Source organism: Massilia sp. BGA-UO-ETr-WB1 (assembly GCF_059567845.1).
This window is the reverse complement of record NZ_JCAQOT010000023.1, coordinates 614,550-628,141: the sequence shown is the minus strand read 5'-3', so window position 1 is coordinate 628,141 and position 13,592 is coordinate 614,550. Positions and strand designations below refer to the sequence as shown.

Sequence of the window (13,592 nt, the reverse complement as noted above, 5' to 3'; positions counted from 1 at the left end):
ATCAAATTTTTGATCAAATTCATGATCAAATTGGACAAATGGATGGAGGGCCGAAGCCGTCCATCCATTTGTGCGTTTAGACTACCAGATATTACTGGCCAAATTTGTAACGCAGCGCCAGGCTGTAGGTACGGCCGTTGCCGTAGTGCTGCAGCTCGATGCCGGTCTTGTGGGCCGGCTCGCCGATGTAGCGGTGCAGCGCCTTGTTGGTGATGTTGTTGGCGTTGAACGACAGCGTCACGTTGTCGGCGATTTCGTAGTTGATCGAACCATCCAGGATGCCGTAGGCGTCGATGGAACGGCTGTCGATCGGGTTGACCGCCACGTCGTTAAACAGGGACATCGAACGCCACGTGTAGACCAGGCGCCCCGACAGCTTGTTGTCCTCGTACATGCCGGACAGGCTGTAGTTGTGCTTGGACTGGAACGGCTGCGGCATGCTCACCACGCGCGGCGCTGCGGCGGTGCCGAAGTTGAGCGGGTTGGAGGTCTTCACATAGGTGTACGAACCGGCCACGCCGAAGTTCTGCAGGAAGCCTGCCGAGCTGTCGAAGAAGTACTGGCCCGCCACTTCCACGCCGCGTGCGTAGCCTTTTTCAGCGTTGACGCGCTTGCTGACGGAATATTGGCCGCCCGTGCAGCCGTTGCTCGGGGCGGTTGCCGGGTAAGGCGCGGCGACGGCAGCGTCCAGCGTCTGGCACGAGATCAGGGAGTTGAAGAAGCCATCGATCTCCTTGTCGAACACCGCAACCGACGCATAGTTGGTCTTGTTGAAGTAGTGTTCCAGCGACAGGTCGAAGCTGTCCGCTACCAGCGGACGCAGTTCCGGATTGCCGACGTTGGCCGTGCCGTTGGCGGTGTTCACGCCGCTGATGGACGGGTTCAGGTCGCCGATGCCGGCGCGGGTCATGCCGCGGCCATAAGCGAAGCGCACCAGCTGTTCCTTGGTGATGTCGTAAGTGGCGTTAAACGACGGCAGAGCGTTGGTGTAGCGGGTCTTGCCCACCACGTCCACCAGCGAGCCGTTCAAGCCCATCACGCGCGCCACGGCCTCGCCGGAAGTGCGCACCACGCGCACGCCGACATTACCTTTGAGGCGGTCGTCCATCGCCGAGAATTCGCCCACCAGGTAGCCGGCCAGGGTGTCTTCTTCAACGTAGCGGCGGTCGCCGGCCAGTTCAGGATAGGCGCCGTCCTGCGCAATGCCCGCATTCGGGAAGGCGGTCCGCACACCGTTGCCCAGCAGGGCGTCCGGCGAATAGACCGCGAAGCCGCCCGCATAGCCGGCATCGCCGCTCATGAAGTTGGTCGGTGCGCGCTGGATCACGCCGGGCATGGACGAGGCGTAGATGGCATTCGAACGGTTGGCCGTCAGGGCCAGGCCGTCGGTGGTCAGCGGCCTGCCGGCGAAGCGGTAGTTCTTGTACAGGCTATCCATGTGGGCGTAGCGGGTGCCGAACTTGAGCTTGTTGAACGGGCCAACGTCCAGGCTGTAGGCGCCGCTCAAGGCGGTGGCGTGGCCGCTGTCGTCCCAGCTCTGGTTGGTGCCGTTGTCGTACGAACGGAATACGAAGTTGGCTGGATCGCCCAGGTCCGGACCGTTGAAGGTCAGCTGGTGCGGCGCGCCGTCGGCGATGCGGTTGGTGGACCACAGCTTGCCCGGCGCCGAATCCATCATCACGGAGCGGTTGTCCTGAGTCTTGTCGGATTTGATGTAGGAGAAGTCGGCCTTCAGCGACAGGTCCGCCGTCGGGCTCCATTCGGCGCCGGCGGCGCCTACCCAAGTGGTGTATGGCGTGTGCTCGTCGCCACCCAGGCTGGTCACTGCTGAGTTGAGGAAAGTGCCGCTCAGCAGGCGCTTGCTCACCAGGACATCGTTGCTGCCGCCGTTGATGTTGCGGTTGGCCAGCGATTCGGTGTAGTTGAACGGCGTGGTCTGCAGGTTCTGCACGTTGGCGCCGTCCACCGAGTTCAGGCCGCGGTAGTTCTGGTGGTACAGGTAATAAACGTAGTTCGCCTCGGCGTAGAAGCGCAAGGTGTTGCTGACGCGGTAATCGCCCGCCAGGTTCAAGCCTTTACGCTCGCGCATAATGGTTTCCTGGAACACGTTGCTGGTCACGCCGGTGGCCGACATCACGTTGCTGATCTGGTCCGCGCTCAGGCCGGCCAGGTCGGGCATGTTCGCGCCGGTCGTACCCACATTCTTCAGGAAGCTGACGTCGCTGCGGCCCACATAGGCGGACATCGGCAGGAATGGGCTGTTGGCCGTGTTCTTGGCGGCCTCGGTTGCGTATTCGGCGCTGTCGCCGCGGATTGCGCGTTTCAGGCTGCCGCCGCGGTTGGCCGGGTTGTTGTCGGAACGGCCGGTGCTCTTCTGGTAGACCGCCGCGCCCATCACGCCGATGCGGCTGCCGCCGCCCAAGTCGAAGCGGTTGGCGCCCATGACGAACAGCTCGGGATCGGTCTTCTTGGCCAGGTCGTTGTTGCGCGCGCTGATCGACGCTGCGAAGGTCGGGCCCTTGAAGTCGCTCGGGTTGCGGTTGCGGATGTTAACCAGGCCGCCGATGCCGCCCTCGATATGTTCCGCCGACGGATTCTTGTAGACGTCGACGCCGGCGATCATGCCGGGAATCGCGCTCTCGATATTGAACTCACGGCCGCCGGCGGTGTTGAAGGAGCGGCCGTTGATTTGCGAAGCAGTCTGGTTGCTCAGGCCACGGATGGTCAGGCCGGAACCCGCGCCCACCGGCGAGGCGCCCTCGGCGCCGTAACGGTAGCCCTGCACGCCCGGAACGCGGGTCAGCGTCTCGGCCACGTTCAGGTCGGGCAGCTTGCCGATGTCTTCGGCGGTGATGGAATCGACCACCTCCATCGTGTCGCGCTTGATGGCCACCGACGAACGGGCGCTGGCGCGGATGCCGGTCACCACCACGGTGTTGTCCTGCGCCAGCGCGCACGGCGCCACAAACAGGCCTTGTGCCACTGCCAGCGCCATGGCGGAAATAGGCAGCGAGTGCTTCAGTTGCTTGTTCATTTCTGTCTCCAATTATTCTAATTTCGCGCTTTACAGCGCGTGTTTGCTTTGTTCAACCCCTTGCTACCGCGCATTCAAGTTATCGATAACAGAAATGATGGTAGCACAGAAAATTTTGGGCTGCTATGCCAAATCGGTATGCATTTTTTGTGAAATGCTATACGTGTTTGTGCCGGCGCCTGCCTAGAATGATTTCGCACATCTTATTGTGCCACGGGATGTTATCGATAACAAATTAAATGGAGACAGACAGATGACAGCGTTAAAATCGGAGCACATGCAGCAAATGGAACAGCAGTCGGCCGACCTCTCGCGCCGCAGTTTCCTCTATAGCCTGGGCGCCTTGGCCCTGGCCGGCTGCGGCGGTTCGGCCTTCGATGCGCGGCAGCCGGCGATGCAGTCGCCGCGCCTGCTGGGTGCGGAGGCCGCCGGCTTCACGCACCCCGGCCTGCTGCACACCCAGGCGGACTTCAACCGGATGATGCAAAAGTACAACACGCAGCCGTGGAAAGGCAGCTGGGACAAGCTGATCGCCAACTCCCACGCCCAGCTGTCGTACGTCGCCTCCCCCCAGGCGGTGGTCTACCGTGGCGACGACGGCGTGCACCCGCAGAACTACAGCAAGCTGTTCAACGACGTGGCCGCCGCCTACGCCTGCGCCCTGCGCTGGAAAATCTCCGGCGACAGCGCCTACGCGGACAAGGCGGTGCAGATCATGAACGGCTGGTCGTCCACGCTCACCGCCATCAGCGGCACCACGGACTCCCAGCTGGCGGCCGGCATCTACGGCTACGAATTCGCCAACGCCGGCGAAATCATGCGCAACTACAGTGGCTGGGCGGCGGCGGACTTCACCCGCTTCCAGGGCATGATGCGCAACATCTTCTACCCGATCAACCACGACTTCCTGATCCGCCACAACAACACCGAAGCCACGCACTACTGGGCCAACTGGGACGTGTGCAACATGGCCTCCATCATGGCCATCGGCGTACTGTGCGACGAGCAGGCGCTGTTCGACGAAGCCGTCACCTACTTCAAGAGCGGCGCGGGCAACGGCGCCATCGGCCAGGCGGTGTACTACGTGCACCCCGGCTATCTGGGCCAATGGCAGGAGTCCGGCCGCGACCAGGGCCACAACACGCTCGGCATCGCGCTGATGGGAGCGCTGTGCGAGATGGCCTGGAACCAGGGCGTGGACCTGTACGGCTACGACAACAACCGCTTCCTGATGGCAGCCGAATACGTGGCCAAGGCCAACCTGATCGAGTCCGGCACCACCTATTACACCGTGCCTTACGTTACGTACAACAACGTGGACAACGTGAACCAGACCGGCTTCTCCACCGCCGGCATCGGCAACACGCGTCCGTGCTGGGCGCTGGTGTACAACCATTACGTGAACCGCAAGGGCCTGGCGGCGCCCTGGTCCAAACAGTTCGCGCTGCTGATCCAGCCCGAGGGCGGCGGTTCCGGCTCCACCAGCGGCGGCTACGACCAGCTGGGCTACGGCACGCTGACCTGCGGCCTGGACCCCATCGCCAGCGGCGCCGCGCCCAGCGGGCTCACGGCCTACATCAGCGGCGGCGCGGTGGTGCTGTCCTGGTGGGGCAGCGCCTACGCCACCGGCTACACGGTCAAGCGCGCCACGGTGGCGGGCGGCCCGTACGCCACCGTGGCCAGCGGCATCAGCGGCCTGCTCACCTGGACCGACAGCGGCCTGGCCGCCGGCACCTATTACTACGTGGTGACCGCGTCCACGCCGTCGGGCACCACCGCCGCGTCGAACGAGGCGCGCGCCGTCACCGGCACGCCGTTGCACACCTACCTGCCCTTCGACGCCGCCAGCGGCACCGGCGCGGCGGACGCCAGCGGCAACGGCCACCCGGGCACGCTGAACGGCGGCGCCAGCTGGCTGGCGGGCAAGAAGGCCAACGCCGTCTCGCTCAACGGCAGCACCGGCTACGTCAGCCTGCCGGCGGACCTGATGACGGACGTGGGCGACTTCACCATCGCCGCCTGGGTCTACTGGAACGCGGCCCGCAACTGGGAGCGCATCTTCGACTTCGGCTCCGGCACCGGCGACTACATGATGCTGACGGCGCGCTCGAACACCGGCGTGCTGCGCTTCGCCATGACCGTCAACGGCGGCTCCGGCGAACGCTCCGTCAACGGCAGCGCCGCGCTGCCCACCGGGCAATGGGTGCACGTGGCGGTCACGCTGTCGGGCAAAAACGCCACGCTGTATGTGAACGGCGCGGCGGCCGGCAGCAACGCCGACATGTTCCTGGCGCCGTTCCGGCTGGGAGCGACGAGCCAGAACTGGATCGGCCGCTCGCAGTACCCCGACCCTTATTTCAACGGCAAGATCGACGAATTCCGCATCTACCGGGGCGCGCTCAGCGCCGCGGCGGTGGCGGCGCTGATGACCGCCTGACGGGGCAGCGTTATCGATAACTGATAAATATGTGTTGCAGGCTGTTAAAAATGGCATACGTCAGGCCTGCAACAATTGGATAGAATTGGCGAGAATCCTAGTTATCGATAACAGATGACATCCACGGATTCGTTGCACCACACAACAACTTATAAAAGAGACAGGGAAGCAAAATGAAGAGAATCGCCTCGCGAGGCACGCGCACGCCCACCCGTATTGCCGCGCTGCTCGTCGCGCTCGGCCTCATGGGGCCACTGCTGCCGCACAGCGCAACTGCGGCGGACACCATAGCAACGCTGGCCACCGCCTACCAGCCCACCATCAACGAGACCATCGATGCGAACGGCTTCAAGCACCCCGGCGTCGGGCTGACCAGGGAAATGCTGGAGAATGTGCGGGCCCAGGTGCTGGCGCAGAAGGAGCCGTGGAACACGCACTTCAACGCCATGCTGCTGTCGCCCAACGCGTCCAGGACCGTCAACTCCAGCAACCAGGGCGCGGACCCCACCAAGCCGGGCAGCCTGGCCTTCAGCAGCCAGGGCTTCAATGGCAAATTCATCGCCGATGGCCAGAAGGCCTACACGCAGGCGCTGCTGTACTACATCACCGGCGACGAGGCCTACCGCGCCAACGCCATGCGCATCATCCGCATCTGGGCCCAGATGGACCCGGCGCAGTATGTGTACTTCGTCGATTCGCACATCCACACCGGCATCCCGCTCAGCCGCATGGTGGCCGCCGCCGAGATCATGCGCTACACCAGCTGCCAGACGGCGGCGCTGGAGTGGACCGAACAGGATACCGTCAACTTCTCCAAGAACCTGGTCACGCCGGTCATCGAGACCTTCCAGCACACCAATTACCGCTTCATGAACCAGCACCTGTATCCGCTGCTGGGCGCGATGTCGGGCTATATCTTCACCGGCAACCGCGCGCGCTACAACGAGGGCGTGGAGTGGTTCACCGTGAACCGGACGGCCGAGGACCAGGGCCAGAACGGCGCCATCAAGGCGCTGTTCCGCCTGGTGGAAAAGAACGACCTGACCGGCGAGGCCGTCACGCCGGTGGTTCAGCACGTTGAAATGGGCCGCGACCAGGCGCACGGCGGCGGCGACATCACCAACGCCGGCATCCTGGCGCGCCTGCTGAACGCGCAGGACACCAAGGTCGATCCGGTCGACGGCACCGCCTCCACCGCGCCGAACGCCGTCGGTCCCTATGAATTCCTGAACGACCGCATCCTCGACGCGTCCGACTTCTTCGGCCGCTACATGACCGGCTACGACACGCCGTGGGTGCCCACCGCCTCGCACACCGACGCCAACGGCGTGCCCACCGTGGTCTACCGCAAACTGGCGGGCGGCTACCGGGGCCGCATGTTTTCCAGCCTGTGGGAACCCTACTATTACTACAAGTACGTCAAGGGCGTCGACATCGCGCAGCGGGCGCCGTACTACAGCCACATGTTCGCGCTGCGCACCAGCTACAACTGGGACGGCGTGGATGGCGGCGGCGACTACTGGCTGTTCATCCCGCCGGCGGCGGCCGATGCCGAAGGCGGCCAGCTGCTGATGAAGCCCATCGCCGATCCCTACCGCGAAGTGGAAGACCGCTTCTCGGTGCTGGACGGCGACGTGACGGCCATGCAGGATGAAAGCGCGTCCTTCCTGCAGATTAATACCACGGCCGCCGGCGCCAGACTGGCCGTGGTCGGCTACGGCCATGGATCGAAAAACATCTCCTTCAAGATCCGCACCAACGGCGTGGCCACGCTCGAAGCGTTCGATGAATCGGTTGCGCTGCCAAACACCAACGGCCAATGGCGCTACGTGAACTACGCGCTGGACGCCTACCATGGCCTGGGCGACGTGCTGTTCCTGACCGTCAGGGGCGCCGGCACCCGGGTCGACATCGATCACATCAACGTGCAGGGCAGCAGCTTCACCACGCCCGTGTTCACCGGCGGCGACGCGGACCTGAGCCTGGTGACCTACGCCAGCTCCAGCGCCGCCATCGACCACAGCTTCGCGGCCACCGACGCCGGCGCCGGCGACGTGCTGACCTACCAGGTGGACAACCTGCCAGCCGGCGCCACCTTCAACACCGCCACCGGCGCGTTCTCGTGGCTGCCGGCGCAGGCGGGCACCTATTCCTTCGTGGTCACCACGTCGGACGGCACCACCATCACCAGCAAACTGGTGAAGATCACCGTGGCCGGCGACCGCCAAGGCGCCATCGCCGCCGTCAACGCCGGCTATAAACAGGGCACGCTGTACGTGGTGTCCACGCTGGAGACCTACAACGCGGCTTACACGGACATCGTCAATGCGGCGGGCAGCGCCAGCGACGCGCTGTTCCAGCAGAAGCTGGCGGCCCTGAACAGCGCCGTGCAGGGCCTGCAGGAACTGACCCCGCTGCTGGCCGACGGCAGCATGAACTACCGCAACATGTTCAAGACCTCCACCTTCGGCACCGCCGTGCCGCTGTTGATGGACAATACGCCGACCAGCTGGTCCACCGCGCCGGGCACCTACGCGCCCAACCTGGCGCACATCATGGACTTCGGCCCGGACTTCAAGGCCTCGGCATCGAGCTTCCAGATGCAAGTGCGCGCCAGCTTCCCCGAGCGCATCGGCGGCGTGGCGATGTTCGGCTCCGACGACAACGAGAACTGGACCCAGCTGACCACCGACCTGACCGTGATCTCGGACGACATGCAGACCGTGCACGTGCAAGACAGCCTGAAGAACCAGCGCTACCGCTTCTTCAAGATGCAGATGGTGCAGCCGACCTACGCGATCTTCGAAGTGGGCGAATTCCGCATCTTCGGCCAGCGCTATGAGACCGTCAACAAGATCGCCTCCGTTTCCATCTCTTCGGCGCAAAGCCTGAAGAAGCGCATCGTTGCCGGCAACACGGTGAAGGTGACGTTCCAGTCCCGGGAAGCGATCAACAACGTCAATGTGCTGGTGCAGGGCCAGCCAGCCACGGTCGCCACCACCGACAACCTGAACTGGACCGCCACCTGGATTGCGGCCGCCAGCGCCCCGGCCGGCAACGTCAAGTTCGTCATCAACTACAAGACGGCGGCGGGCATCGACGCCGAACCGACGCTGTTCACCACCGACGACACCTCGCTGTTCATCTCCGACCAGGCCGGCTTGATCAACCCGATCGGCCTGGCCACGTTGAGCGACTCCAGCGGCAGGAACCAGGCCGACGTGCTGGCGCAAACCAACCTGCTGCTCGACAGCAATCTCGGCACCTTCACCGACTTCCGCGTCAACGGTTCGGGCAACGGCGGCTGGCTCAAGTTCGACTTCAAGGGCGGCGGACTGGCCACGCTGAACCGCGTGGAAGTGATCGGACGGCAGGACCAGTTCTCGGGCCGCATCAACGGCACCGTGGTGCAGGGCTCCAACGACAACGCGATCTGGGACACCATCTCCCCTGCCGCATCCGGCTCGGCGGACTGGCAGACGCTGAAGATCAACAGCCTCACGCCGTACCGCTACATCCGCGTGGTCAACGGCAATGCGTGGTTCGGCAATATGGCCGAAGTACGGCTGTACGGCGCGGTGGAATCGGTGAACCTGATCTCGAGCGCGTCGATCTCGTCGGCGCAGGCGCTGCGCACCCGCATCGTGCCGGGCAACACCGTCAAGGTGGCGTTCACGGCCAAGGAAGCCATCAACAGCGTCAGCGCCACCATCCAGGGCGTGCCGGCCACCGTGGCCAGCGCCGACAACGTCAACTTCACCGCCACCGCCGTGCTGCCGCAGGGCACGGCGGCCGGCGCGGTGAGCTTCGCCATCAACTACAAGACGCAGAACGGCAAGGACGGCTACCCCAACACGGCAACCACCGACGGCACCCTGCTGACGCTGGTGGACGAGGCGGACGTGATCAAGAACGTCACCGGCATCGCCACCCTGATCGACTCCACCGTGAACCGGCCGGCCGCCACCACGCTGTCCATCACGAACTCGCTGTTCGACGCCAACCTGGGCACCAGCTCCGACTACCGCACCGGCAGCAGCAATCTCGGCGCCGGCAGCTACATCACGTTCGACTTCAAGTCCGGCAACCAGGCCACGCTGACCGGCGTGGAGCTGGCTGCGCGCCAAGACCAGGCCGCGCGCGCCAAAGGCACCGTGGTCCAGGGCTCGAACGACAACGCCAGCTGGACCACCCTGACCGCAGCGGCGGTGACGACGCAGGACTGGCAAACCCTGCCCGTAGCCGGCGGCGTGCCGTTCCGCTATATCCGCGTCTTCAACGGCAACAACTGGTTCGGCAACCTGTCCGAAGTGCGCTTCCACGGCACCGTGCGGATCGGCCCGCAGGACGTGAGCGCCAGCGTGAAGATGACGCAGCAAGGCGCCCTGCTCAACCGCGCCACCGGCAAGTACAGCGGCAGCGTCACGGTGACCAACACCAGTGGCGCGGCGCTGACAGGCCCGCTGCAGCTGAAGCTGAACGGCCTGACCGCCGGACTCACGCTGGACAATGCCAGCGGCACCGACGCCGGCGCGCCCTACGTCACCGTGGCCGGTCCGTTGAACGCGGGAGCCACCATCAGCGTGCCGCTGACCTTCACCAATCCGGGCCGCAGCGTGGTCGCTTACACGCCCGCGCTCTACAAAGGCAATTTCTAAGGAGACCCAGCATGAACTTCACTATCCAACACAAGCTCCGCGCCCTGCTGCGCCGGGCCACGCGGCCGCTCGCGCTGGCGCTGGCGATGGCATTGACTCTGGCGGCCGGCAGCGGCACGGCCGGCGCCGCCACCATCCACGTCGCCATCGACACGTCCACCTTCGGCGCGGCCAGCGGCTACCTGGACATGCAGCTCAGCGCCAGCGCCGGCGTGCCGCTGGCGACCGCCGTGGTCAGCAACATGGCCGGCTTCGGCGCCATGGACCTGAACTACGGCTGGACGGCGGTGCCCGGCGGCTTCCAGCTCCGCAACGACACCTCCAACTACCTGTCGCACACCGCCACCTTTGGCGGCGTGCTGTCCTTCGACCTGACCTTCGACGGCGACTACGATCCGCTCACCAGCTACGTATCGCACTTCCTGGTGTCCGCCTTCGACGACAGCATCACGCCGCTGGGAGCGTACCACCCGGTCAGCCTGGCCCTGGCCGACTTCAGCTGGACGCCTGCGCTGGCGGCGGGCGGCAACGGCAGCATCGGCGCGCTGGTCTCCGACCCCGGCGTGACGGTGGTGCCGGAACCCGCCGGCCTGCTGCTGCTCGGCATAGGCCTGGCCGGCATGGCGCTGGCCATGCGGCGCAGGACAGGCGGCCAGCGCTGATGTGGACCGCCCCGCCTCCAAGCCGGGGCGCTTCCCCTGCCCGCCTGTTGCTTTTATCTTGAAATTTCCAATAATCATGATTGACCGTCAATTGACGGCTGACTAAGATCGGTTGCCATACGCCTCATTCGCGGGCGCTTCGATCAATCTTTCAGCCATGGGACGACAACATGTTCTTAGCCAAAAACAGCAAGTCAAGCGCCGTATTCGCACTGGGCCTGATGGCCGCCGCCGTCAGCGCCAGTGCGGCCGCCGCCGCGCAGCCGGATAGTGTGCGCGTCATCGTCGCCTTCAAGAAGGGTGCGCAGCAGAACGGCAAAGCCGCCATCGCCGCCGCCAGGGGCAGCATCAAGGAAGACTTGCCGTCCATCGACGCCGCCGCCGCCGAAGTGCCGTCCAAGGCACTGGGCGATCTGCGCAACAGCCCGCACATCGAGTTTGTCGAGGAAGACGGCCGGCGCAAGCTGCTTGCCCGCAGCCGCGCCACCGTGCCGGCCAGCAGCACGCCGTCGACTGGCGCGCCCTATCTGGCAGGCCAGCTGGTGCCCTACGGAATACCGATGGTGCAGGCCGACCAGCTGCCCGACACTTATGCCGGCAACCGCACCGTCTGCATCATCGACTCCGGCATCGACCGCGCGCACGAGGACCTGGCGGACAACCGCCTGAGCGGCCACACCAACCCCGGCACCGGCCCCTGGTACACCGACGAAAACCATCACGGCACCCACGTGGCGGGCACCATCGCGGCAGTCAACAACGCCGGCACCGGCGTGGTGGGCGTGGCCCCCAACCGCCAGATCAACCTGCACATCATCAAGGTATTCGGTCCGGAAGAATGGACCTATACGTCGACACTGATCGCGGCCGCCAACAAATGCGGCGAGGCCGGCGCCAACATCATCAGCATGTCGCTGGGCGGAGAGGTGCCCAGCCGGGGCGAGGAACGCGCCTTCAACGCGCTGGCGCAGCGCGGCGTGCTGTCCATCGCCGCCGCCGGCAACGACGGCAACAACGCCCAGTCCTACCCGGCCGGCTACGCCAGCGTGATGTCGGTGGCGGCGCTGGACGAAAACAAGCAGGTAGCGGACTTCTCGCAGTTCACGCCCAAGGTGGAAATCGCCGCGCCCGGCGTCTCGGTGCTGTCGACCGTGCCGATGGGCCAGGGCCGCGTCTCGTCGCTGAAGGTGGGCGCCACCGTCTACGCGCCGGGCAGCATGGACGGCACCCCGGCCGGCACCGTCACCGCGCCGCTGGCAGCGTTCGGCCTGGGCGACCAGGTGAATCCGGCGGTGGCGGGCAAGGTGTGCCTGATCGCGCGCGGCAGCATCACTTTCGGCCAGAAGGTCGCCAACTGCCAGGCCAGCGGCGGCGTGGGCGCGGTGGTCTACAACAACGCGCCTGAAGGGTTCAGCGGCACGCTGGGCGGCGTTGCCACCACCATTCCTTCTGTGACGGCATCCGGCGTGGAGGGCGCGGCGCTGCAGAACCAGCTGGGCCAGAGCGCGACGATCGACATCAAGGCCGTCAACTACGCCTTGTACGACGGCACGTCGATGGCCACGCCGCACGTATCGGCCGTGGCGGCGCTGGTGTGGAGCTACTTCCCAGCCTGCACGGCGGAGCAGATCCGCAGCACGCTGGACAAGTCCGCGCTGGACCTGGGCGCGCCGGGCCGCGACGTCTACTACGGCTACGGCCTGGTCCAGGCCAAGGCCGCGTATGACCGCATCCGCACCAGGGGCTGCGCCAACTAAACGGTCCAGTCTTCCGTCTTCAGCCTGGGGACCAGGCTGAAGACGGATATCCTGTCAAACCGGGCCCTATCGGATCACGCCATGCGCCCCAGCAACCACAGCAACGCGCTGAGCGTGGCAAAGGAACCGACGGTGGCCAGCACCAGCGCCGCGGCGCCGCGGCCGGCGAAACCGTAGGGCAGCGCCAGGATGGGGTAGATGCTCATCATCGGCATGGCGGCCATCAGGATGGCGGCGTTGCGCAGCTCCGGCTCCAGCGGCGCCATGCCGATCAACGGCAGGCAGGCCACGGCCAGCGCCACCGCCAGCGGATGCATCACCAGCTTGCCCAGCGCGATCGGCGCCACCTTCAGCGCGACGCCGCGCATCGGCAGTCCCACCAGCGTGCCGCCGATGACGAACACCGCCAGCGCGCCGCTGGTCTGCGCGAACATGGTGATGCTGCGGCCCAGCGGCGCCGGCAGCGGCAGCTCCAGCAAGGACACGGCCAGCCCGGCCAGCAGCGCCACAACCAGCGGATTGCGCGCCAGCTGCCACAAGGTGGTCTTCAGCGCGCCGCGCCAGCCGCCCTTGCCCTCCCCCGCCCGCCTTACGCTGGTCTCCAGCAGGACCAGCAGCAGCGGCAGTATCACCACGTTTTCCACCACCACGTTCAGCGCCAGCGAGGCCGTGGCCACCGACGGCAGCGCCAGCAACAGGATGGGATAGCCGATAAAGCTGCTGTTCGAGCTGCACATGCCCATCGCGTGCAGCAGCGCCTGCTGGTGGCCCAGCCCCGCAGCCTTGCGGCCCACGGCGTAGGCGCCGCCCAGCATGGCCAGCGCGCCGGCGGTGTAGGCCAGCAGATAGCCGGGAACGATGATGTCGGCGATATGGCGCTGCGCGACCGCGTTGAACACCAGCGCCGGCAGCGCCAGCTTGATGACGAATTTCCCGAACGTGAGCAGCTCGCCCTTGCCGAACAGCCCCGCGCGCGTGGTGGCGTAGCCGAGGAAAATGATGATGTAGATCGGACTGACGATGGCAAGGATGTCGAGCATGCGG

General features: G+C 65.4%; 6 protein-coding genes. 4 read left to right on the top strand and 2 right to left on the bottom strand.

Annotated elements, in window-relative coordinates; translation table 11 throughout:
• Positions 1–91: 91 nt before the first annotated feature.
• The gene (locus tag AC56DV_RS11260) at positions 92–3,034 is read right to left on the bottom strand and encodes a TonB-dependent receptor (protein WP_496314361.1); all 2,943 of its coding nucleotides are present in this window, start codon (positions 3,032–3,034) and stop codon (positions 92–94) included.
• A 253-nt stretch (positions 3,035–3,287) separates the two neighbouring features.
• On the opposite strand from AC56DV_RS11260, the gene AC56DV_RS11255 reads away from it, so the two are divergent.
• From AC56DV_RS11255 to AC56DV_RS11240, 4 genes are all read left to right on the top strand, one after another.
• Entirely contained in the window at positions 3,288–5,471 is a 2,184-nt protein-coding gene (locus AC56DV_RS11255; protein ID WP_496314360.1) for a LamG-like jellyroll fold domain-containing protein, read from the top strand.
• Positions 5,472–5,644: 173 nt separating this feature from the next.
• On the top strand, positions 5,645–10,129 hold the full coding sequence (locus AC56DV_RS11250; protein WP_496314359.1) for a discoidin domain-containing protein: 4,485 nt from the start codon (positions 5,645–5,647) through the stop codon (positions 10,127–10,129).
• An 11-nt stretch (positions 10,130–10,140) separates the two neighbouring features.
• Positions 10,141–10,791, top strand: coding sequence for an NF038129 family PEP-CTERM protein (locus AC56DV_RS11245; RefSeq protein WP_496314358.1), 651 nt, complete (start codon positions 10,141–10,143; stop codon positions 10,789–10,791).
• 170 nt (positions 10,792–10,961) lie between these two features.
• Positions 10,962–12,548 (top strand): S8 family serine peptidase, encoded by a 1,587-nt coding sequence (locus AC56DV_RS11240; RefSeq protein WP_496314357.1) that lies wholly within the window; start codon positions 10,962–10,964, stop codon positions 12,546–12,548.
• A gap of 74 nt (positions 12,549–12,622) precedes the next feature.
• Here the strand turns inward: AC56DV_RS11240 and AC56DV_RS11235 are convergent, their stop codons facing one another.
• Complete coding sequence (locus AC56DV_RS11235) at positions 12,623–13,588, bottom strand: AEC family transporter (RefSeq protein ID WP_496314356.1); 966 nt, start codon at positions 13,586–13,588, stop codon at positions 12,623–12,625.
• Positions 13,589–13,592: the final 4 nt, after the last annotated feature.

What these genes read in the sequence shown, in the direction of transcription:
- AC56DV_RS11260 (WP_496314361.1), bottom strand. Translation starts at nt 3,034, where the DNA reads ATGAACAAGCAACTGAAGCACTCGCTGCCTATTTCCGCCATGGCGCTG.
- AC56DV_RS11255 (WP_496314360.1), top strand. Translation starts at nt 3,288, where the DNA reads ATGACAGCGTTAAAATCGGAGCACATGCAGCAAATGGAACAGCAGTCG.
- AC56DV_RS11250 (WP_496314359.1), top strand. Translation starts at nt 5,645, where the DNA reads ATGAAGAGAATCGCCTCGCGAGGCACGCGCACGCCCACCCGTATTGCC.
- AC56DV_RS11245 (WP_496314358.1), top strand. Translation starts at nt 10,141, where the DNA reads ATGAACTTCACTATCCAACACAAGCTCCGCGCCCTGCTGCGCCGGGCC.
- AC56DV_RS11240 (WP_496314357.1), top strand. Translation starts at nt 10,962, where the DNA reads ATGTTCTTAGCCAAAAACAGCAAGTCAAGCGCCGTATTCGCACTGGGC.
- AC56DV_RS11235 (WP_496314356.1), bottom strand. Translation starts at nt 13,588, where the DNA reads ATGCTCGACATCCTTGCCATCGTCAGTCCGATCTACATCATCATTTTC.